This is a genomic window from Sphingomonas cynarae (assembly GCF_039537815.1).
In the GTDB taxonomy this organism is placed as follows: Bacteria; Pseudomonadota; Alphaproteobacteria; order Sphingomonadales; family Sphingomonadaceae; genus Sphingomonas; species Sphingomonas cynarae.
The window spans coordinates 120,741-140,859 of record NZ_BAABBF010000007.1; the positions used below are offsets into that span (position 1 = coordinate 120,741).

Here is a 20,119-nt window from a genome sequence, read left to right on the forward strand (position 1 = left end):
GGTTTACGATCGATCGCCGGCAGCCCTAGCATCGCCGGCGAAGGAAAGCGGCGCATGGCGGTGGCGATCGGATATAGGGGCGATGGCGTGACGCGACGACGCGGTGGCGCGGTCGTCGCGACCTTGTTCGTTCACGTCCTGCTGTTGCTCCTGATCCTGTGGGGGCGGGGCCCATCGCCCGATCCGGTATCGCCGTCCGCCGGCCTCCGTGTCTTCGACGTCGTGCCGCCACCGCTACCGCCCGACGTTGTGCCGCCGCCGCCGCCGGTACCGCCTCAGCCGGTGCGACCCACCTTACGTGACGGTGGATCACCCGATCGGGCGCGACCGGCCCCCTCCGTCTCCTTCGACGCACCGGCCCGTATCGCCGACCTGATGGCAGAGCCTTTGCCGGCCCAAGCCCCACAGGGACAGATTCCTTTGCCGGGACTGGCGGCGGCGGCACCATCGTCGATGGGTCCGGGTGCCGGATCGGGGGACGGCGAGGGCGGTCGTGGTCGCGGCGATGGCACCGGGTCGGGGGCCGGTCGCGCCGAGCTGGCGAAGGCATTGTGGATCAGCATACCGTCGCCACGGCAGTTCGAGGCCCATTGGCCCGAGCGCGCACGGCGGAACCGGGTGTCGGGTCGGGTGATGTTGTCGTGCATCGTCCCGCGCCCCGGCCCGCCACGCCGCTGCCGGGTGGTGTCCGAATATCCGAGGAACCTCGGCTTCGGCGCCTCGGCGATGCGATTGTCCAGATTGTTCAGGATCCAGCCGGTGACCCGTGGAGCAGAGGTCCAGAACCTGCCGGTGATCGTACCGATCACCTTCGACGTGCCGATCGAGATCAGGTTGCCCGTGCCGGCGAACTGATCGGCAGTCAGCCGGTCACCGCCTCCATCACCGCGGCGCGCAATTCGGCGATGCCCATGCCGCCTTCGCTGGAGGTGGCGATGATCTCCGGATGCGCAGCGGGGCGCTTGCGGGCCTCCTCCACCGTCTGCTCGGTCACCGCGGCGAGGTCGGTCGCTTTCACCTTGTCCGCCTTGGTCAGCACGATGCGATAGCTGACCGCCGCCTTGTCGAGCATCCCCAGGATGTCGCGATCGACCTCCTTGATGCCGTGGCGCGAATCGATCAGCACCAGCGCGCGCTTTAGCACGTCGCGGCCCCGCAGGAAGTCGTTGACCAGATACCGCCACTGCCGGACCATATCCTTCGGTGCCTTGGCGAAACCGTATCCCGGCATGTCGACCAGCCGGAACGCCAGCGGATCGCCCACGTCGAAGAAGTTCAGTTCCTGCGTCCGCCCCGGCGTGTTCGACGTGCGGGCCAGCGCGTTGCGATTGGCCAGCGCGTTGAGCAGCGACGACTTGCCGACATTGGAACGGCCCGCGAACGCCACCTCCGGCACTACCGGCGCGGGCAGATGCTCCAGCTTCGGCGCCGATTTCAGGAAGGCGATCGGCCCGGCGAAGATACGCCGGGCGATCTCGATCTCGTCGTCGGTGAAGCTCACTTGACCGGCGCCTGCTTCAGGCCGGGATGGCGGGCGTAGAGCAGCTTCTGCTGCAGGATCGACACGCAGTTGGTCGTGATCCAGTACACCTGCAACCCGACCGCGAACGGCGCCATCACGAACATCAGGACCCATGGCAGGAAGGCGAAGACCTGCTTCTGCGTCTCGTCCATCGCCTGCGGGTTCAGCTTGAACTGGAAGTACATCGAGATGCCGAGCAGGATCGGCACCACGCCGATGCCCAGCCAGTGCGGCGGCGTGAAGGCGAGCAGGCCGAACAGGTTGACCGGGGTCAGCGGATCGGGCGCGGACAGATCCTTGATCCACAGCACGAACGGTTGATGACGCATCTCGATCGTCAGCAGCAGCACCTTGTACAGCGCGTAGAAGATCGGGATCTGGATCAGCGTCGGTAGGCAACCCGCCAGCGGATTGACCTTCTCCTGCTTGTAGAGGGCCATGACCTCCTGTTGCAGGCGTTGCTTGTCGTCCTTGTGGCGTTCCTGCAGCGCCTTCATCTTGGGCTGGATCGCCCGCACCGCCGCCATCGAGGCGAACTGGCGTTGTGCGATCGGGAACAGGACCAGACGGATCGTCAGCGTCAGCAGGATGATCGCGACGCCGAAATTGCCGACCATCCGGAACAGCCAGTCGAGATAATAGAAGATCGGCTTCTCGACGAGGCGAAAATACCCCCAGTCGATCGCGTAATCCAGCTTCGTCACGATGCCGTCGTCGGTGTAGCGATCGAGCAGGCGGACTTCCTTGGCGCCGGCGAAGAACCGGCTGTTCTGACCGAGTGCCTGACCCGGCTGCACGATCCGCGGCTGAACCGTGTAATCGGCCTGATAGGACTTGTTGGCGCCAGCGCGGAATTGGCCGTCGAACGTCTGCGCCGCGTCGGGCACCAGCGCCGTCAGCCAGTATTTGTCGGTGAAGCCGAGCCAGCCCGCCTTGGTGGTGAACCGCTGTACGCCCTCGTCAACCTTGCTGAAATTGGGCTCGTAATTGGCGGCGCCGTTGTTCACCGACATCGGGCCGGTGTGGATCGTCCAGCTGTCCGGGTCCTTCGACACGCCCACGCGGTTGATATAGCCATAGGGTGCGACGGTCACCGGCTGCGTACCACCGTTCAACACGGTCTGGCGGATCGTGAACAGGTAATCCTGGTCGATCGCGACCGTGATACGGAACCGCTGACCGGTGGCGTTCGCGGCTTCCAGCGTGACCGGCTTGCCCGGGCTGAGGACGGGGGCAGAGGCGGTCCACACCGCATCGGCGGCGGGTGGGGTCAGCCCGTCCGCGCGCCAGCCGAAGCCCGCGAAATACGCCTCGGGCGCACCGGCGGGCGACAGCAGGCGGATCGGCGCGGAGTTCTTCGCGACCGTCTCGTTATAGCGGAGCAGGACCAGATCATCGATCCGCGGCCCGCGCAGGTTGATCGATCCGCGCAGCAACGGCGCCTCGATCCGCACCCGTGGCGTCTCCGCCAGTACCTGTTGACGGTCGCGGACGGCGGCGGGGCTGTCGGCGGTGGGATCGGCTGCCGGGTTCGGCACCGCCACCTGCTTGCCGCCCTCGATCCTGGTCGCGGGTGGATTGGCGGTGGGGAAGAACCGGTTCTGGATCAGCGGCCAGCCGAACAGGATCAGCGCCGCGAACACCGCGAACAGCACGAAATTCTGGCGATCGTCTTTCACGGCGTCATGCTTCCCATCTTGGGTATTCGAACGGGGACGTTCACGGGTGCGTCATCAGGGCACCGGGTCCGGCCCATACCCGCCCCAGGGATGGCAACGGGCGATGCGCTTCATCGCCAGCCAGCCCCCCTTCAGCGCGCCATAGCGGGCAAGCGCGGTAATTGCATAGGCCGAACAGCTGGGATCGTACCGGCAGGTGGGCGGCAGGATCGCCGAAGGGCCGATCTGCCATCCGCGCACGAGCAGGACGAGCAGCCTGGCGATCATCGCCCCGACGGCTTTCGACCGGGTTTGCGCGGCGGGCGGGGCGGGGGCGCACGGTAATCGGGGCTGGCGATCTTGCGCAGCGCCTTGTCGAGTTCCACCCGCAGCAGGGCATAGTCGCGCTCGATACCGCCGTCGCGCCCGATCAGCACATGGTCGGCACCGGCGACACCGCCGGTCGGCAACAGGTCACGCGCCAGCATTCGCAGCCGGCGTTTCATCCGGTTGCGGACCACCGCGTTGCCGATTTTCTTGGTGACGGTGAAACCGACCCGCTTGGTCGGATCGCCATCGGCACGGTCACGCACCAGCAGGACGAATCCCGGCATCGGCGCGCGCCGCCCTGCATTCGCCGCCAGGAAATCCTGGCGGCGCTGCATCATGATTATGCCGACAGCTTCTTGCGGCCGCGTGACCGGCGCGCCCGGATCACCGCACGGCCGCCCACGGTCGCCATCCGCGAGCGGAAGCCGTGCCGACGTGCCCGCACCAGGTTGCTCGGCTGGAAGGTGCGCTTCATCGTTCATTCCTCAAACAAATTCATCGTAACGAAAAACGGCCGCCCGAAGGACGGCCTTGCTGGGGGGCGCATACTGACACACCCGCGCCAAGTCAATCTGCCGCCGCCCGCCGGGGCGATATGGCCGATGTCGCCATATCCTGTTTCCCGCCCGCACAAAACCGGTATGGAACCCGCCACGGGGCGGGGCGGGGAATGACGATGGCGACGATCGTGTCGACGGTGGCGTATCTGGGGCTGGAGGCGCGCGCCGTCGAGGTGCAGGTGCAGTTGATCCTGGGCCTGCCCGCCTTCAACGTCGTCGGTCTCGGCGACAAGGCGGTGGGGGAAAGCCGGGAGCGGGTGCGCGGCGCGATCGCCGCGATGGGCCTCGCCTTGCCGCCCAAGCGGATCGCAGTGAATCTCAGCCCCGCCGACCTGCCCAAGGAGGGGTCGCATTTCGACCTGCCGATCGCGCTGGCGCTGCTCGGCGCGATGGGTGTCGTCGATGTCGAGACGCTGGCGGAGTACGTGGTCGTCGGCGAACTGGGCCTCGACGCACGGATCGCGCCGTCGCCGGGCGTGCTGTTGGCGGCACTTCATGCGGGGGCCGAGGGCAAGGGCCTCGTCTGTCCTGCCGCGCAGGGGCCGGAGGCGGCATGGGCGGGATCGGTCGAGGTGATTGCCGCGCCCGATCTGCTGGCGCTCATCAACCATTTCAAGGGCCACGGCCTGCTGGCGATGCCGCAACCGGGCGAGGTGGAGGCAGCCTTCACCGGCCCCGACCTGCGTCAGGTGAAGGGGCAGGAAACCGCCAAGCGCGCGCTGGAGATTGCGGCGGCGGGTGGCCACAACCTGCTGCTTTGCGGGCCGCCGGGGGCGGGCAAGTCGCTGATGGCGGCGTGCCTGCCCGGCATCCTGCCCCCGCTCGATCCGGCGGAGGCGCTGGAAGTGTCGATGGTGCAGTCGGTGGCGGGCACGCTGGCCAGTGGCCGGCTCACCCGGACGCGGCCGTTCCGCGCCCCGCATCATTCCGCCTCGATGGCGGCGCTGACCGGCGGCGGACTGAAGGTGAAGCCGGGCGAGGTCAGCCTCGCGCATCTGGGCGTGCTGTTCCTTGACGAACTGCCGGAATTCCAGCGTGCCGTCCTCGATTCGCTGCGCCAGCCGCTGGAGACGGGCACGGTCAGCGTCGCGCGCGCCAACGCGCACGTCACCTTTCCCGCACGGGTGCAGTTGATCGCGGCGATGAACCCGTGCCGGTGCGGGCATCTGGGCGATCCCGGCCTCGCCTGCGCCCGCGCGCCCCGCTGCGCGGCGGACTATCAGGCGAAGGTGTCCGGGCCGTTGCTCGACAGAATAGATTTGGCGGTGGATGTTGCCGCCGTAAGCGCTGCCGATCTGGTTCTCCCGCCGCCCGCCGAGGGATCAGCGGAAGTCGCCTCCCGTGTTGCCGCTGCGCGAGCCGTTCAGCGCGATCGCTACGCGGGAATGAACGTGCGAACCAACGCCGAAGCCGACGGTGACTTGCTGGAACGTGTCGCCATTCTTGACGAACCGGCGCGCAAAATCCTTGCGCAAGCGGCGGAAGCAATGCGGCTTTCGGCCCGAGGCTATCATCGCGTGATCCGGGTTTCGCGGACGATCGCCGACCTCGCGGGTGGTGAGAATATCGGGCGCATTCATGTGGCCGAGGCGTTGAGCTATCGTCGGCGGCCACCTACGAACTAACCGATAAAGGGAATGCAAGATGATCGAGGTGCCGTTCGTCCGACGCCAGTTCGAGGTTGACGGAGAAATGGTAGAAGCGCGTTTCTACAGGCCCGTTGCGGACAGAGGCGACTACAGGTGTGACCTCGAAATCGACTGGCCGGAGAAGACGCGCTCAAAGCACGCCTTTGGTGTCGATGAGGTGCAGGCGCTGCTTCTTGCGATGCAATTGGCGCACGCCGACTTGCTTGCCGCTCGCGAGATGGACGGGCGGCAGGTTTCCTACCTCAATGACCGAAGTCTTGGGTTGCCGCTCGCGAAGAGCATCGCCGATTGGGACTCAGAAAACCGCCTTTGAGGGGCGCTCTCGCGACTTGAAAACTGGTGCCATCCTCGACCGGATCGACCTGCATGTCGACGTCGCGGCGGTGACCGCGGCGGAACTGGTGCTGCCGCCGCCCGCCGAAGGATCGGCCGAGGTGGCGGCGCGGGTCGCAGCGGCCCGCGCGGTCCAGACCGCGCGGTACCGCGATCATGCCGCCCGCACCAATGCGGAGGCGGAGGGGCCGCTGCTCGACGCGGTCGCCACCCCCGACGAGTCCGGCCGGCAATTGCTGGCGCAGGCGGCGGTCGCGATGAAGCTGACCGCGCGTGGCTATACCCGCATCCTGCGGGTGGCGCGGACGATCGCCGATCTGGCCGGGCATGACACGATCGGCCGCATCCATCTTGCCGAAGCCCTGAGCTATCGCCGCCAGCCGCCGCGCAACTGACGGCGCAACCCGCTTGCGATCCGCGCCCGCCTCGTCTAGCGACGCACCCTCGCTGCCCCTGTGGCGAAATTGGTAGACGCATTCGACTCAAAATCGAACGCCGCAAGGCATGCTGGTTCAAGTCCGGCCAGGGGCACCAAATTTTCGATCCGGCCGTCGCGTCGGCCGTCGCCGTGATTTGCAGCCGGGATATGCCGGTGCGCCGGCAGGAAAAATATCCGAAATGAATGATACCGCGCATTGCGCTTGACGAGCGATGCGCTGCTGTCCTCAATCAGCGAAACGAGGGGCGCATGATCGGTTGGCGGGATGGCGATGGCGGGTTGCACCGGGATTCGCTGTTCGGCGTCTTCGCGGCTCTGGCGCGCGGCGACGCATGGAGTTTTGCCGCCCTCAGGCCACATCAGCGCGAGCCCTGGCATGCCTTTACCGTGCAGGTCGCGGCGCTGGCGTTGATCCGGGCGGGGCGGGACGACCTGCCCGGTGAGGAGACGACGTGGCACGACCTGCTGATCGCGCTCACCCCCGATCAGCCGGACGGCGAGGCATGGGCGCTGGTGGTGGACGACTGGTCGAAACCGGCGCTGCTGCAACCGCCATTGGTCGGGGATGCGAACCGCGCCGACTACAAAAGCCGGCTGGCGACGCCCGATGCGCTGGATATGCTCGTAACCTCTCGAAATCACGACGTAAAACAGGAGAGGATGGTAGCGGCAGGCGAGGAGGAATGGCTCTTCGCGCTGGTCACCCTCCAGACCACCGAGGGGTTTCTGGGCGCCGGCAATTACGGCATCTCCCGGATGAACGGCGGGTTCGCGACGCGCATGAGCCTGGGCGTCCGCCCCTCCGGCGGCGGTGCGGCCGGGGCGTTCCGCCGCGACGTCCGCCGCCTCCTCGCCGATGCCCGCCACCGGCCCGATCGCCGCACCGGGATCGGCCTGGTGTGGGTCGAACCGTGGGACGGCACCCGCTCGCTGGCGTTCGATGACCTCGACGAACTCTATGTCGAGATCTGCCGCCGCGTCCGCCTTCGGCACGTTGCCGAGGGGGTGGAGGGGCTGGCGGCGGGATCGAAGGTCGCGCGGGTTGCGGGCGATGCGCTGGGAGGCAATACGGGCGATCCCTGGGCGCCCACCGTCATCGACACAAAGAAGGGTCGCGACACCTTCGGCAAGCCGATCAGCGTCTCCCCCGGTGCCAATGGCTTCGGCTATCGGCAGATGGCCCGGTTGCTGGACCCCCGCAAGGTGACGGCGCCCCTGTTGGCGCATCTGCATGAAGATGACGATGTTAGCGGCCTTGCCTTCGTCGCCTCGGCACTGGTCCGGGGACAGGGGAAGACGGAGGGGCTGCACCGTCGCCGCATCCTGACCGGCCGGATCGAAGACGGCGGGCAGTTCGATCCGGTCAAGGTGCTGGACGTGATCGGTCACGTCGCCAGCGTCCGTGCCGACGATGGGTACGAGGCGGGCCGCCGGCTGCGGCGGGCGTTGATCCTGATGATGCAGGGCGGCCCCGATCAGGCGCGGCTCGACGATGATTCGGCGGGGCGTAAGGTTGACCCCTGGGTGAAGCGGTTCGACGCCATCATCGACCGGCGCTTCTTCGGGGATGACTTCTGGACAGCCGCGGCGGCGACCCGGGCGGGCGGAGCCGAGGTCCCCGATGACCACCGGCTGGCATGGCGGCAGCAGCTGCGCGCGCTGGCGGGCGATGTCTTCACCGAGGCGGCGGCGGCGGCACCGCGGACGGCAATGCGGCGCGTCCGGGCGATCGCGCGCGGCCGCTCGATGCTCGACGGACAGATGACGAACTGGTTGAAGGAGGTGGCGGCATGACGGATGCGCCGGATGACAAGCCGAAGGACGTGATCGCCTCGATCGCCGCGCAGATCGCGAAGATCTCCACCGGCGATCGGGCCGCGCTGCGGCGGCTCTACCTGACCCAATCGCACCAGGCGGACGGCGTGGTGATCGGGCTGCTCTACCGTGCCGGCGTCACCATGCCGTTGTCGGCGGAGACGATCGCGCCTTGGCGATTGCTGGCGCATGTCGCCGCGCTGCTGTCGGGTACCGGCGGCGGGCACGCGCACGCGCCCGCCCGGCGGGTCGGCAGCGCGTTGCAGGCGATCGGCTTTTCAGAGAACCGGTTGCTGCGGCTCACCGCCGCGCGCGGGGCGGCATTGCACGGCCAGATCGTCCGGGCCGCGCGGATGCTGGCGCAGCGGGGCGAGGCATCGATCAACCTGTGGACCCTCTTCCACCTTGCCGGCCGCGATCCGGTCAGGGCGGAGGAAGCCCGCATTCGCATCGCCCAGGATTATTATGCCGCCGCCGCGCGGTCAGAGGGGAACTCCCAGTGACGTTCGTGACGCCCAAGTTCATCCAGATCCATTTCCTCGCCGCCTGGCCGGGCGCCTTGCTCAACCGCGACGATGCCGGACTTGCCAAGCGGCTGCCGTTCGGTGGCGCGACGCGCACCCGTATCTCGTCGCAATGCCTGAAGCGCCACTGGCGCAAGGCGGACGACCCACGCGCGCTGCACATGCTGGCCACCGAAAAGGGGGTCGAGGGCGTGCGATCGAAGATCACCATCGAACGCGCGGTGACGGGGCCGCTGCGCGCGCGCTTCGACAAGGAGGCGGTGGATGCGGTGGAACTGGCGTTCCTGACCAAGTTCTACGGCAAGAACGCCAAGGACAAGCAGCAACGTCAGGCGCTGTTGTTCGGCCGGCCGGAGATCGACTGGATGCGCGGCGAGGCGGAGCGACTGCTGGCGGAAGGTGGCAGCGCCACCGCGGTGAAGGCGGCGGCGGATATCTGGATCAAGGAAGAGAAGAACAATCTCAACCAGTTGCGCGATCAGGCCGCACTCAGCGCCAGTCTGGAGGCGGCGCTGTTCGGCCGCATGGTGACCAGCGATCCGCGGGCCAACACCGATGCCGCGATCCACGTCGCCCATGCCTTCACCGTGCACGAGGAGCAACCGGAACTCGATTATTTCACCGTCGTCGACGATCTGAGCGATCGGTCGCTGGGTGACGATTCGGGCGCGGCCGGCGTGTTCGACACCGAACTGACATCCGGCCTCTATTACGGTTATGTCGTGGTCGACGTGCCGCTGCTGGTGTCGAATCTGACAGGATGCGCGCGGCGCGACTGGACGGGGGATCATGACCGCGATCTGGCGGCGCGGGTCGTCGAGAACCTTGTTCATCTCGTCGCGGAAATCTCACCGGGGGCTAAGAAGGGCTCCACCGCGCCCTACAGCCGCGCCGAACTGGTGCTGGTGGAGGTCGGCGACCGTCAGCCGCGCACGCTGGCCAACGCGTTTCGCGATCCGGTGCTGCTGACCGATCCCGCCTCGAACCGTGGGCTGGGGTTCCGTACCGCCGAGACGCTGCTCGGACATCTGTCGGCGATGGACGACGTCTATGCGACCGGAGAAGCGCGCCGCCACATGGCGCTGCCCGACCTGCGGCTGACCGGGGTCGATCATGCCAATCTGGCGGACCTTGCTGCATGGGCCGGCGGTGTCGTCCGCTCAGCCTCGACTGGCGCGGATCAGGGCGAGCCTGCGTGAGGCATCTGCTGCTGGACCTCGATGCGCCGCTGATGAGCTTCGGCGGCGACATGGTCGATGCCTATGGTGTGGTGCGCGACTTTCCGGCCAAGTCGATGGTGGCGGGGCTGCTTGCCAACGCACTGGGCTGGGAACGGCATGACGCGGATGCCCATGCCCGTTTGCAGGAGCGACTGGTGATGGGGTCCGCGCGAGCCGGGGAGGGGCGGCGTGTCCGCGATTTCCAGACTGCGAAACTAGGCGCTAAAGACAGCGGCTGGACGACGCGCGGCCGGGTCGAAGGCCGGACGGGCGGGGCGGCCACCTATCTGTCCCCCCATATCCGTTACCGCGAAGCCGATGCCGACGCGCGGGTGCTGATCGCGTTGTATCTTGGCCATGGCAAGGAGGAACCTACGCTAGACACGCTCGCCGAAGCGCTGGACCGGCCGGAGCGCCCCCTGTTTCTGGGCCGCAAGCCTTTCCTGCCGTCTCGGCCGGTCCGGCTGGGCTTCATGGAAGCTGACACGATCCGCGAGGCGTTGATCGCGGGACTGGCGTTGCTGACGGACAGGCCGGACGACGACGGGCCGGTGCGCGCGCAATGGCCGCGCGCGGAGGGGCTGGCCGGCAATGCCCGCGAAGAGGAACTGACTGATGAGCGTCATTGGCCCGCCGGCGTTCATGCCGGGCTGCGCCGCGTGGCGGAAGGCGACATCACCCGGCCGGAGGCGGGGGCGTGACGCTTCATCTTGTGCGGCTGCCGATCGACCTGCAGGCGCTGGCGGCCTTTGCGGTCGCGAACGGAGCGAGCGATGACGATGGCGGCTATGCGCTTCACCTTGCGCTGCGTCGACGGTTCGGAGAGGCGGGGCCGCAACCCTTCCGCCTGTTCGCCGACGGGCCCGAGCCGGCCTATCTGCTGGGTTACTCAAGCGATCCCGCAGCGCTGACCGAGATGGCCGATATTCCCGCCCCCTTGCCGTTGCTCGATGCCGTCTTCACTGCCGCGCCGCAATGGCGCGCGATGCCGGCGACGTGGCGTGAAGGTGTGCGATACGGCTTTTCCGTTCGTACCCGCCCGGTCGTTCGGTTCGGCGCCCGTCGCAAGGCGGAGCGCGCCGGCTCCGATGCGGCGAAGACGGGGGAGAATTGGTGGGCACGCGCGGGCGAGGTGGATGCGTGGATCGCCGCCCGCACCCGGCCGGATGGTGATCCCGATCTGACCCGCGATGCCGCCTATGCGGCATGGTTGGCGACAAGGCTGTCGGGGTCGGCGACGCTGGAGGCGGGGGTGGAACTGGTTCAATTCCGTCGGGTGCGCGCCCGTCGGTCGGCGCACGGCCGACCGGGACGCGGCCGGGTGGAGGGGCCAGAGGCACTGCTCGCCGGCACACTGGTCGTGGCGGATGCGCAGGCGTTCGCGCATCTGCTGGCCCGTGGGGTGGGGCGGCATGCCGCGTTCGGCTATGGCATGCTGCTGCTGTCACCACCGGCACGGAGCGGCTAGGATGCTGTCCGGCCGTCTCGGGCTGGAGCGGGCACGCATCCCGCACGCGGACCGGCAGGGGCTAGTGTGGCTCGATCGCGGCCGGCTGGAGGTCGAGAACGGGTGTCTGCGCTTCGTCACCGCCGGTGGCGGGCAACTGGCGGCGGGCGATTACCAGATTCCTCATCAGGCGATCTCGATCATCCTGCTGGGGCCGGGATCGAGCGTGACGCACGACGCGCTGCGGCTGCTCGCCCGCCATAGCTGCGCGCTGGCGGCGATCGGGGAGGGGGCGGTGCGCTTCTACACCGCGCCGCCGCTGATGCCCGACAGTTCGGCGCTGGCCCGGGCGCAGGTAACGCGCTGGGCCGATCTCAAGCTCAGAATGGAGACGGCGCGGGCGATGTATGCGATGCGCTTCGGCGAGATCGTGCGTACCCGCGACATCGCGGTCCTGCGCGGGCAGGAGGGGGCGCGGATCAAGCGGGCCTATTTGGCCGCGGCCGAACGGCACGGCGTTCAATGGTCCGGCCGGCGCTACGATCGCGAAAATCCGGAAGGCAGCGATCTTGCCAATCAGGCGATCAACCATGCCGGATCGGCGATGACCGCCGCGGCGTCCGTCGCGGGTTCCCCCGCACCCGCGGGGATAGGCCCATCTGCGATCTCGGCGTGTGCCACAAAAATCGGGTTCCCCCGCACCCGCGGGGATAGGCCCGTGGTTGGCGTGCTTGGGAATAAGCCCGTGCCGGTTCCCCCGCACCCGCGGGGATAGGCCGATCGTCGACCTGTATCTACATGGTACGCAAGCGGTTCCCCCGCACCCGCGGGGATAGGCCCATCTCCCTACTTATTTGAAAAGGATTGCATTAGGTTCCCCCGCACCCGCGGGGATAGGCCCTAGCAGGGCTGTCACCGCATCAGATTACTGAAGGTTCCCCCGCACCCGCGGGGATAGGCCCGAGGCATCAGCCCCGATATGGTTGAGTTTCTGGGTTCCCCCGCACCCGCGGGGATAGGCCCCCGAGCGCGTTGCCGGCACTCGGCGGCGTGGCGGTTCCCCCGCACCCGCGGGGATAGGCCCGGTTTCGCGGCGGTGACGCTGAATTACGCCATGGTTCCCCCGCACCCGCGGGGATAGGCCCTTCCACATCGCCGCCATGGTCAGGGAAGCGTAGGTTCCCCCGCACCCGCGGGGATAGGCCCGCGGAGGGGCATGAGGACGAGCGTGACGTTGCGGTTCCCCCGCACCCGCGGGGATAGGCCCTATCTCGACGAAAGCGAGGTCATTGAGGCGCGGGTTCCCCCGCACCCGCGGGGATAGGCCCGCCCTGGAGGAATTGGTGCGGGCGATCGGTGCGGTTCCCCCGCACCCGCGGGGATAGGCCCTTCCGGGGCAAGCGAGAATTTGAGGCCACGGAGGTTCCCCCGCACCCGCGGGGATAGGCCCTTGATCGGCAGCAGCGAAGGCGTCGCCGGCCTGGTTCCCCCGCACCCGCGGGGATAGGCCCACCACACCGGCCGTCGGGGCCGCGTGTATCGGGGTTCCCCCGCACCCGCGGGGATAGGCCCGCGATGACTGCCACCCTTCCCGGAATGTGAGGGGTTCCCCCGCACCCGCGGGGATAGGCCCCCAATATCGACCATCCTGGTTGAGCGCGCCGAGGTTCCCCCGCACCCGCGGGGATAGGCCCCGTGCCAAGGCTGGCCTCGATCACCCGTGCCTGGTTCCCCCGCACCCGCGGGGATAGGCCCTCCACATGCCGGCCGCCACGCCCACCCGATCGGGTTCCCCCGCACCCGCGGACCGACACCTCCCTCTTTCATTTCCGTATCCCGCCGAAATGGACCGAATCTCGATACTCACATCCACTATGGTGAGGTTATGCGGCGGCTTCCGCCCGATGAGCATTTACCCGATGGATGACCGGTCAGCCGGCCTGAGCCCCCGACAATTGCAATGTCTCCGCCTCGTCGCGCGGGGGTGGGAGGCAAAGGAGATCGGACGCGAACTCGGTATTTCCGATCTGACGGTCAAGAATCATCTATCTGCCGCGCGTGCCGCACTGGGAGTGGCGCGATCGATCGATGCGGCGCGGCTGGTCGTGGCGCGCGATGCCGCGCCGGCGCCGGAAGAAAACCCGGCATCAGCTGGTACTTGGGGCACTAGTACGCCGGGCAGGGTAGGGGATCGATCGTATCTTGGTGTGGAGACTGCGGGCCAGTCGGGAAAGCCGGCGGATACCGGCCTTGCCGATGCGAGCGACCTGTCGTTCGATCGCGAGGCGGGGATGCCGCTGCCGTTCCCGACCCGAAGGGGGCAGCGGAACGATCTGGGGATCGCGGCGCGGCTCGCCCTGATGGTGATGCTGACCGTTCTGCTGATCGCGGCGGTTGGCTTCTTCGTCGAAGCGAGCCGGGGGCTGAAGTTCTGATGCGCCGGCATTCTTCATCGGCCCCGTCCTTCGCGGGTGCCGGACCGGAGCTTTTCACGCATGACCACCGCCATGACCATTGCGCCTGCCGCTGCCTTCAAGATCGCGACACGACTGACCAGCCTGGAGCAGGAGATCGACCTTGCCGCCCGGTCGAGCGCCCGGCTTCCCGCCGATCTGCTCGACGAACTGGCTCGCGCCGGTGCTTCGCCGATCGCGGCGCAGCGGGTGCTGGATGCCGCGGCGGCGACCTTCACCGCGTTGGTCGATGCGCGCGGCAAGGTGGCACGGGCACACGGCCTGCTGCTCGCCTATGCCAAGGAACAGGGGCTGACCCTGGCCTATGGCGATCAGTTCGAATGCCACGATTTCGTCAAGGGACTGGGCGATCAGGCTGCATCGGACGTGGTCCGGCTGGTAGCCGCCGCCTGATGGGGCTGGCTGACGCTCGGTGGGTCGATCGTCGGCCATGATCCACATTCTGTTCTTTTATGGCCTGCTCGGTGTCGCCTGCCTCTATGCGGCATGGCGGGGCGGGGGGCCGGAACGCCTGACCGCCGCCGCGCTGATCGTCGCGACTGTCGCCACCTGGATAATGGCGATCGGTTTGGGCGGCAGCAGGGCGGGGCGGTTCATCGGAGTCGAATATGGCGTACTCGTCATCGATGGTCTGCTCGTGGCGGCGCTCATGGCCATCGCGTTATGTGCAGATCGGTTCTGGCCGTTATGGATGACGGCGTTGCACGCCTTTGGCGTCGTCGGGCATCTGGCGAAGGCGATCGCGCCGGATATCCTGCCCAACGTGTATCAGGCGGCGCATCTCTTCTCGGCCTATCCGGGGCTGATCCTGTTGATGCTGGCGACGCGCTGGCATCGGATGCGGCTGCGGCAGGACGGGCACGATCCATCCTGGTCGAACTTCTGGCGCTGGTCGATCCCGCGGCCGCGGCGGATTGGGCATATCGTCTGATCGCGGCGTTCGGTGGCATTGCACCGACGATGGCGGCAACGCCTGCCCGGCTGCTGCCGTTGGTCCGGGGTAACGACCGCGCGGTGGCGTTGATCGTGGCGCATCGCCAGGCGGCGCTAGCGGCCCTGCGCGAGCGGGCGGTGCGGCGGCCGATCGTGGCGACGCGCTACGATCTGCTGCACTATCTGCACCAATGCATGGCGTTCGATGGCGAGGAGGCACTGCGGGTCTTCTTCGTCAACGCCCGCCGCGAACTGATTGCGGAGGAGGTGCTGGCCCGTGGCGGTCCGGCGGCGATCGCTGTGGAGCCCCGGGTGGTGATCGTGCGGGCACTGGCGCTGGCGGCGGCGGGGATCGTGCTGGTCCACAACCATCCCGGCGGCGACCCGACCCCGAGTGCCGCCGACCGACGCTTCACCCGCCGGCTGACGCTGGCGGCGGAATGTCTGGGTATCGAAGTTCACGACCACCTGATCGTCGCGCGTGACGGCCATCACCGGATCGACGTCGCCATGGTTGATTGATCCATTTCGGAGGATTCGTGTCGTTTCGTCCCGTTACGGGTCGACCTTCGACGATCGTCACCGAATCGTCATTTCATTGTCACCGATCAGTCGTGAAAGTCGCATCCAACCGTCATGAACCGCGCCTAACCGGCGTTGCGAGATCGGCGGCTGTTCCAGGTCGATCCCGGGCACACGCCCAGCCAAATCAACGATCGACAGGGAGTTCATTCGATGGCCAGCTTCAAGGCGAGCCGTATCCTGATGGCGGGCACCGCCTGCATGTTGCTCGCATCGTGCGACGGCGCCGACAGCGTCGCCTCGCCGGGCGAGGGGACTTTTCCTGTCGTGCCCGTGCCCACGCCGACCGGCAGCCCCACCGGCACGCCGACAGCACCGGGTACGCCCGCGGCATCCTGCCCGACCGGGCTGGCCGATGGCGGCGTCGTGGGGGCATTCCGCGCTTGTCGCCTGCCGCGCGTCATCTCGTCGGACCTGACCCTGCGCAAGCTGACCGGCGTCGCCTATGAGATTAACGGCCAGGTCGATGTCGGTATCGACGTCGGCGGCAACGGCCAGCGTCAGGGCGGCACCGCCGCGACGCTGACGGTCGAGCCCGGCGTCATCGTCTATGCCAATACCGACAACGCCAGCAATGATTTCCTGGTCGTCAACCGTGGCTCGAAGATGAACGCGGTCGGCACCGCGACACAGCCCATCATCTTTACGGCGCAAGGCAATCTTACCGGCACCGTGACGGACGAGTCGCAGGGCCTGTGGGGCGGGATCATCATGGCCGGCCGTGCACCGATCTCGAACTGCAACCAGACGATCGCTGGCGGATCGGCCGGTTGCGAGAACATCGTGGAAGGCACCACGACCGCCCTGTACGGTGGTGCGACCGCCGACGACAATTCGGGTACCGTTCGCTACGTCCAGATCCGCTATTCGGGTACGGTCATCAGTGCGAACAACGAACTGCAGGGTCTGACGCTGGGTGGTACCGGTTCGGGCACGACGATCGATCACGTGCAGATTCACAATTCGTCGGACGACGGCATCGAAATCTTCGGTGGTCGTACGAACCTGAAATATCTGGCGATGACCGGCGCTGATGACGACGCATTCGACACGGATGTGGGTTGGCAGGGTTACGCCCAGTTCGTGCTGGCCGTGCAAAAGCCCAACAGCACCCAGACCGACAATTACGCGACCGAGATCGACTCGAACAACAACGAGGATGCGCTGCCCCGCCAGCGGTACAACATCTCCAACTTCACCTTCGTATCGACGACCGGCGCCACCAATGCCGTGATCCGCCTGCGTGGCGGTGCTGACGCACGCTTCATCAACGGCATCGTCACCGGCCCGACCGCCTGCCTCAACATCGTTGCCGGTCTGGACAGTCAGGGCAAATCAACGATCCGGCCGGCGAACACGGCACTCGACGATCTCGGTGCCCCCGTCTTCAATTCGGTGGTCATGAGCTGTGCCAATCCGTTCGCGACCACGACCGTCAACGACGTGACGGTGACGGTCGCCGAGCAGGAGGCGATCTTCAACGCCGGCACCAACAACGTGGCGCGGGCGACCGGCGTCCTCGCCAGCGGCTATCTGCCGGCTGGTGTCGCCCTGACGACGACGGCGTTCGCAGCGGCGACGATCAATCCGTTCTTCGTCAACACGACCTTCATCGGGGCGGTCAGTGGGCCGAGCGACACGGCGTTCTCCGGCTGGACCTGCAATTCCAACCGCGCGAGCTTCGGTTCGGCCAGCGGCAGCTGTACCGCGCTGCCGACCGGCTGATATCCTTGCCGTGACGATCAGCGGGCGGCCGGGGGAGGCCGCCCGCCCCTCATTCTTACTGCCGGGGCAGCCATGACCAAGACCTTTACCACCATCCTGCTCGGCACGACGATGCTGATGCCCGCTGCCGTCGCGGCCCAGTCGGCACCGGCCGGTTCACCGCCATCGGGCGGCGTCGTGTCGCCGCAGGCAGGCAAGCCGGTCGACGACGCCGACCTGCGCAGCGCCACCCCCGGCGGCAACAACACACCGCCGATCGAAATCTCCACGCCCGGCGGCGCGGACAGCGAAGACATCGTCGTCGTCGGCCGCAACATACCCGACATTGTCCGGGCCACGCCGGATGTGGTCAACGTGCTGTCGACCGCCGATATCGCGCGAACGGGAGAGGGTGACATCGCCGGTGCGCTGGCCCGCGTGCCGGGCCTGTCGGTGGTGGGCAACGGCTTCGTCTATGTCCGCGGGCTGGGTGATCGTTATTCCTCGTCCCTCCTGAACGGTTCGCCGCTGCCCTCCCCGGAGCCGCTGCGTCGCGTCGTCCCCCTCGACATCTTCCCGACCAATGTCGTCGCCTCGGCGCTGGTGCAGAAGAGCTATTCGGTCAATTACAGCGGCGAATTCGGCGGTGGCGTCATCAATCTCACCACGCGCGCCGTCCCCAAGGAAACGTTTTTCCAGGTCGGCGGCTCGCTGGCAGCGGACACGGTGACCACGTCCGAATTGGGTTATGTCTATGACGGCGGCAGCCGCGACTGGACCGGGTTCGACAGCGGCGTCCGCAAGGTTCCCGGCTTCATCCGTCAGGCGGGTGTCAACGGCACTTCGCCGTCCTCCTCGCAGATCACGGGACTTAACAACGCGCAGACGACGCTGCTTCAGCAGAACAACCAGCTGCCGGCCAACTGGTCGGCGGAAGCCAGCTTCGGCACCTCCGCCGATCTGGGCAGCGTGCGCGTCGGCGTGATCGCCGCCGCAGCGATGAGCAATAGCTGGCGCACCCGCGATATCCGCCAGCAGCTGAGCGACGACGTCGATGGTGGCCTGGTCAGCGATTTTCAGACGGTACTGACCGACAACCGGGCGATCGTGAACGGTCTGTTGGGGTTCGGGGCGGAATGGGGCGAGAACAAGGTCCGCTGGACCAACCTATATCTGCACGACACCGTCAAGCAGGGCCGCCTGTCTGCCGGCAACCTTGCCAATTTCGGCATTCCCGGTCCCAGTGGCGTGCCGGAGATCATGCGGCAAAACACCAGCTGGTTCGAACGTGAACTGTTCGACACGCAGTTGGTCGGTGAATTCAAGCTGTCCGACCAGTTCGCGCTCGATGCGCGTGGCGCCTATGCAAAGACTCGCCGCGACTCCCCTTATGAACGGGGTTTCACCTACCAGTATTCGCCGATCGTCAGCGATTACGTCAACAATCTCGGTGGCAATCCGCAGACCGCCGATATCGCCTTCAGCGAACTGGACGAGCGGCAGCTGTCGGGGCAGGCGAACCTGACCTGGAACGCTGATTTCGACCGCCCCTTCGCCCTGTCGATCGGCTATGCCTATACGGATACCACCCGCGATTCGAGCCGATATACGTTCCGCTTCGTCGGCCCCAACAACGGCGCGCTGAGTGGTCCGGCGATCCAGTTGCGCCCGGACTATCTGCTTTCCGATTTCGCGATCCAGACTTACGGGATAACGTTACAGAACACGTCGACCGCGCAGGGTGCGGCGGCCTATGATGCCAGCCTGCGGGTCCATGGCGCCTATGCGCAGGTCGAAGGCGAGATCGTTGACGGGTTACGCGCCACGACCGGTATTCGTTGGGAAAAGGCGAACGAGCGGGTCCAATCGGTGGGGGCGCTTGCCTCGACCCGGTTGAACAACACCTATTGGCTGCCTGCGGTCACGATCACCTGGAACTTCGCATCCGACATGCAGTTGCGTGGACACATGTCCAAGACGCTGGCTCGCCCGCAATTTCGCGAACTGGCGCCGCAGCTCTATCAGGATTTCGAGAGCGACCGGTTGTTCTTCGGCAATCCGTTTTTGAAAGACTCCCAGCTATATAACGGCGAGTTGCGCTACGAATGGTATTTCGCCAAGGATCAGCGATTCAATCTGGCCGGCTTCTATAAGCGGATCGACGATCCGATCGAGGCGGTCGCGTTCTTCCCGGCAGGCGGCAGCACGCTTCAGACCGGATTTGCCAACGCGCCCCGCGCCAATTTGTATGGCGGTGAGGTCGAGTTCCTGAAATACGTGCCGCTCGACACGTTCGGCGGTGATTTTTTTGCGACCCGACGCCTCGTCGCGATCGTCAATTATACCTACACGCATTCGGAAATCAGCGCGAACAGCCAATCGGTTGCCAGCCCGTTGTCGAGCGCACTCAGCCCCGTCCTGCTGCCATCCAACCTGTTGTTCCGCGATGGAGCGCCATTGACCGGGCAATCGGATCACCTCGTCAATCTGCAACTGGGGATCGAGGACAAGGAAAGCCTGAGCCAGCTGACCCTGTTGTTCAACTATGCCTCGAACCGGGTCACCAACCGGGGGCCGGTCGCTGGCGGCGGCGGCATCCGTCAGCCGGATCTGATCGAGCGGCCGGGTATTCGGCTGGATCTGGTCGCACGCCAGGGCATCGCGATCGGGAACCGGCAGGTCGAACTGAAGGCGGAGGCGCGAAACCTGACCGGAACCGGTTATCGCGAATTCCAGTCCTTCGACGGGGCGCAGGTCGACATCAATCGCTACCGTCTGGGTCGGGTGTTCAGCCTGGGTGCCAGCATCCAGTTCTAGATACCGGCATCACGTTCGCCCCGCTGCGCCGTCCGTGTCGCCGGCAAGTGTCTTTTTTGTCGGCATGATGCATGTTCGCTGCTAGATACCGGGTTGATGGCGAGCGGGTGGG

The 20,119-nt window shown here is 66.8% G+C and carries 20 protein-coding genes, 1 tRNA gene, 1 pseudogene and 1 CRISPR repeat array; of the genes and pseudogenes, 16 read left to right on the forward strand and 6 right to left on the reverse strand.

What is annotated here, in order from left to right:
• The first annotated feature begins 54 nt into the window (after positions 1 to 54).
• The gene (locus tag ABD719_RS14680) at positions 55 to 855 is read left to right on the forward strand and encodes a TonB family protein (protein ID WP_344694130.1); all 801 of its coding nucleotides are present in this window, start codon (positions 55 to 57) and stop codon (positions 853 to 855) included.
• A 7-nt stretch (positions 856 to 862) separates the two neighbouring features.
• Here the strand turns inward: ABD719_RS14680 and yihA are convergent, their stop codons facing one another.
• From yihA to rpmH, 5 genes are read right to left on the reverse strand one after another with little or no spacing between them, the layout of a single operon-like run.
• Positions 863 to 1,501: a ribosome biogenesis GTP-binding protein YihA/YsxC gene (gene yihA / locus ABD719_RS14685; RefSeq protein WP_344694131.1), complete on the reverse strand. Its 639-nt coding sequence runs from the start codon at positions 1,499 to 1,501 to the stop codon at positions 863 to 865.
• On the reverse strand, positions 1,498 to 3,201 hold the full coding sequence (gene yidC, locus ABD719_RS14690) for a membrane protein insertase YidC (RefSeq protein ID WP_344694132.1): 1,704 nt from the start codon (positions 3,199 to 3,201) through the stop codon (positions 1,498 to 1,500). Before yidC ends, yihA begins: the two co-directional genes overlap by 4 nt.
• A gap of 54 nt (positions 3,202 to 3,255) precedes the next feature.
• Complete coding sequence (gene yidD / locus ABD719_RS14695) at positions 3,256 to 3,468, reverse strand: membrane protein insertion efficiency factor YidD (RefSeq protein ID WP_344694133.1); 213 nt, start codon at positions 3,466 to 3,468, stop codon at positions 3,256 to 3,258.
• The gene (gene rnpA, locus ABD719_RS14700; protein WP_344694198.1) at positions 3,465 to 3,845 is read right to left on the reverse strand and encodes a ribonuclease P protein component; all 381 of its coding nucleotides are present in this window, start codon (positions 3,843 to 3,845) and stop codon (positions 3,465 to 3,467) included. Before rnpA ends, yidD begins: the two co-directional genes overlap by 4 nt.
• Positions 3,846 to 3,850: 5 nt before the next feature.
• Complete coding sequence (rpmH, locus tag ABD719_RS14705; protein WP_192124918.1) at positions 3,851 to 3,985, reverse strand: 50S ribosomal protein L34; 135 nt, start codon at positions 3,983 to 3,985, stop codon at positions 3,851 to 3,853.
• Between the two features lie 201 nt (positions 3,986 to 4,186).
• On the opposite strand from rpmH, the gene ABD719_RS14710 reads away from it, so the two are divergent.
• The 9 genes and pseudogenes from ABD719_RS14710 to ABD719_RS14750 all read left to right on the forward strand — a co-directional run bounded on the left by ABD719_RS14710 (position 4,187) and on the right by ABD719_RS14750 (position 11,518).
• Positions 4,187 to 5,695 (forward strand): YifB family Mg chelatase-like AAA ATPase, encoded by a 1,509-nt coding sequence (locus ABD719_RS14710; protein WP_344694134.1) that lies wholly within the window; start codon positions 4,187 to 4,189, stop codon positions 5,693 to 5,695.
• Between the two features lie 19 nt (positions 5,696 to 5,714).
• Positions 5,715 to 6,032 (forward strand): DUF6968 family protein, encoded by a 318-nt coding sequence (locus tag ABD719_RS14715; RefSeq protein ID WP_344694135.1) that lies wholly within the window; start codon positions 5,715 to 5,717, stop codon positions 6,030 to 6,032.
• A gap of 22 nt (positions 6,033 to 6,054) precedes the next feature.
• Positions 6,055 to 6,447: pseudogene (locus tag ABD719_RS14720) on the forward strand (magnesium chelatase subunit ChlI family protein); the annotation flags it as partial.
• 54 nt (positions 6,448 to 6,501) lie between these two features.
• Positions 6,502 to 6,586: transfer RNA gene (locus ABD719_RS14725), tRNA-Leu, on the forward strand.
• A gap of 154 nt (positions 6,587 to 6,740) precedes the next feature.
• Positions 6,741 to 8,285 (forward strand): hypothetical protein, encoded by a 1,545-nt coding sequence (locus tag ABD719_RS14730; protein ID WP_344694136.1) that lies wholly within the window; start codon positions 6,741 to 6,743, stop codon positions 8,283 to 8,285.
• Positions 8,282 to 8,809, forward strand: a complete 528-nt coding sequence (locus ABD719_RS14735) for a type I-E CRISPR-associated protein Cse2/CasB (protein WP_344694137.1) — start codon at positions 8,282 to 8,284, stop codon at positions 8,807 to 8,809. The genes ABD719_RS14730 and ABD719_RS14735 overlap by 4 nt, the downstream gene beginning before the upstream one ends.
• On the forward strand, positions 8,806 to 10,029 hold the full coding sequence (gene cas7e / locus ABD719_RS14740; RefSeq protein ID WP_344694138.1) for a type I-E CRISPR-associated protein Cas7/Cse4/CasC: 1,224 nt from the start codon (positions 8,806 to 8,808) through the stop codon (positions 10,027 to 10,029). The genes ABD719_RS14735 and cas7e overlap by 4 nt, the downstream gene beginning before the upstream one ends.
• A complete protein-coding gene (cas5e, locus tag ABD719_RS14745; RefSeq protein ID WP_344694139.1) occupies positions 10,026 to 10,751 on the forward strand; it encodes a type I-E CRISPR-associated protein Cas5/CasD in 726 nt (241 codons plus the stop codon). Before cas7e ends, cas5e begins: the two co-directional genes overlap by 4 nt.
• Positions 10,748 to 11,518 (forward strand): type I-E CRISPR-associated protein Cas6/Cse3/CasE, encoded by a 771-nt coding sequence (locus ABD719_RS14750; RefSeq protein ID WP_344694140.1) that lies wholly within the window; start codon positions 10,748 to 10,750, stop codon positions 11,516 to 11,518. Before cas5e ends, ABD719_RS14750 begins: the two co-directional genes overlap by 4 nt.
• Before the next feature lie 61 nt (positions 11,519 to 11,579).
• Here the strand turns inward: ABD719_RS14750 and ABD719_RS14755 are convergent, their stop codons facing one another.
• On the reverse strand, positions 11,580 to 12,089 hold the full coding sequence (locus ABD719_RS14755) for a hypothetical protein (RefSeq protein ID WP_344694141.1): 510 nt from the start codon (positions 12,087 to 12,089) through the stop codon (positions 11,580 to 11,582).
• Positions 12,090 to 12,125: 36 nt separating this feature from the next.
• Positions 12,126 to 13,252: direct repeats of the CRISPR family, unit length 29 nt; unit sequence GGTTCCCCCGCACCCGCGGGGATAGGCCC.
• 164 nt (positions 13,253 to 13,416) lie between these two features.
• Here ABD719_RS14755 and ABD719_RS14760 point away from each other — a divergent pair.
• From ABD719_RS14760 to ABD719_RS14785, 6 genes are all read left to right on the forward strand, one after another.
• Positions 13,417 to 13,932 carry a helix-turn-helix domain-containing protein gene (locus ABD719_RS14760; protein ID WP_344694142.1) on the forward strand — a complete coding sequence of 172 codons (516 nt, stop codon included), beginning with the start codon at positions 13,417 to 13,419 and terminating at the stop codon, positions 13,930 to 13,932.
• Between the two features lie 60 nt (positions 13,933 to 13,992).
• On the forward strand, positions 13,993 to 14,364 hold the full coding sequence (locus tag ABD719_RS14765) for a hypothetical protein (protein ID WP_344694143.1): 372 nt from the start codon (positions 13,993 to 13,995) through the stop codon (positions 14,362 to 14,364).
• A gap of 37 nt (positions 14,365 to 14,401) precedes the next feature.
• Positions 14,402 to 14,902 (forward strand): hypothetical protein, encoded by a 501-nt coding sequence (locus ABD719_RS14770; RefSeq protein ID WP_344694144.1) that lies wholly within the window; start codon positions 14,402 to 14,404, stop codon positions 14,900 to 14,902.
• Between the two features lie 29 nt (positions 14,903 to 14,931).
• Positions 14,932 to 15,426 (forward strand): JAB domain-containing protein, encoded by a 495-nt coding sequence (locus ABD719_RS14775; protein ID WP_344694145.1) that lies wholly within the window; start codon positions 14,932 to 14,934, stop codon positions 15,424 to 15,426.
• A gap of 213 nt (positions 15,427 to 15,639) precedes the next feature.
• On the forward strand, positions 15,640 to 17,211 hold the full coding sequence (locus tag ABD719_RS14780; RefSeq protein WP_344694146.1) for a hypothetical protein: 1,572 nt from the start codon (positions 15,640 to 15,642) through the stop codon (positions 17,209 to 17,211).
• Between the two features lie 72 nt (positions 17,212 to 17,283).
• Positions 17,284 to 20,007 carry a TonB-dependent receptor domain-containing protein gene (locus ABD719_RS14785; RefSeq protein WP_344694147.1) on the forward strand — a complete coding sequence of 908 codons (2,724 nt, stop codon included), beginning with the start codon at positions 17,284 to 17,286 and terminating at the stop codon, positions 20,005 to 20,007.
• The last annotated feature ends 112 nt before the right edge of the window (positions 20,008 to 20,119 follow it).

Excerpts from the sequence above, each read along its gene's own strand:
- ABD719_RS14680 (WP_344694130.1), top strand. The coding sequence starts at position 55 with ATGGCGGTGGCGATCGGATATAGGGGCGATGGCGTGACGCGACGACGC.
- yidD (WP_344694133.1), bottom strand. The coding sequence starts at position 3,468 with ATGATCGCCAGGCTGCTCGTCCTGCTCGTGCGCGGATGGCAGATCGGC.
- rnpA (WP_344694198.1), bottom strand. The coding sequence starts at position 3,845 with ATGCAGCGCCGCCAGGATTTCCTGGCGGCGAATGCAGGGCGGCGCGCG.
- rpmH (WP_192124918.1), bottom strand. The coding sequence starts at position 3,985 with ATGAAGCGCACCTTCCAGCCGAGCAACCTGGTGCGGGCACGTCGGCAC.
- ABD719_RS14710 (WP_344694134.1), top strand. The coding sequence starts at position 4,187 with ATGGCGACGATCGTGTCGACGGTGGCGTATCTGGGGCTGGAGGCGCGC.
- ABD719_RS14715 (WP_344694135.1), top strand. The coding sequence starts at position 5,715 with ATGATCGAGGTGCCGTTCGTCCGACGCCAGTTCGAGGTTGACGGAGAA.
- ABD719_RS14730 (WP_344694136.1), top strand. The coding sequence starts at position 6,741 with ATGATCGGTTGGCGGGATGGCGATGGCGGGTTGCACCGGGATTCGCTG.
- ABD719_RS14735 (WP_344694137.1), top strand. The coding sequence starts at position 8,282 with ATGACGGATGCGCCGGATGACAAGCCGAAGGACGTGATCGCCTCGATC.
- ABD719_RS14755 (WP_344694141.1), bottom strand. The coding sequence starts at position 12,089 with ATGGTTGATCGCCTGATTGGCAAGATCGCTGCCTTCCGGATTTTCGCG.
- ABD719_RS14760 (WP_344694142.1), top strand. The coding sequence starts at position 13,417 with ATGGATGACCGGTCAGCCGGCCTGAGCCCCCGACAATTGCAATGTCTC.
- ABD719_RS14765 (WP_344694143.1), top strand. The coding sequence starts at position 13,993 with ATGACCACCGCCATGACCATTGCGCCTGCCGCTGCCTTCAAGATCGCG.
- ABD719_RS14770 (WP_344694144.1), top strand. The coding sequence starts at position 14,402 with ATGATCCACATTCTGTTCTTTTATGGCCTGCTCGGTGTCGCCTGCCTC.
- ABD719_RS14775 (WP_344694145.1), top strand. The coding sequence starts at position 14,932 with ATGGCGGCAACGCCTGCCCGGCTGCTGCCGTTGGTCCGGGGTAACGAC.
- ABD719_RS14780 (WP_344694146.1), top strand. The coding sequence starts at position 15,640 with ATGGCCAGCTTCAAGGCGAGCCGTATCCTGATGGCGGGCACCGCCTGC.
- ABD719_RS14785 (WP_344694147.1), top strand. The coding sequence starts at position 17,284 with ATGACCAAGACCTTTACCACCATCCTGCTCGGCACGACGATGCTGATG.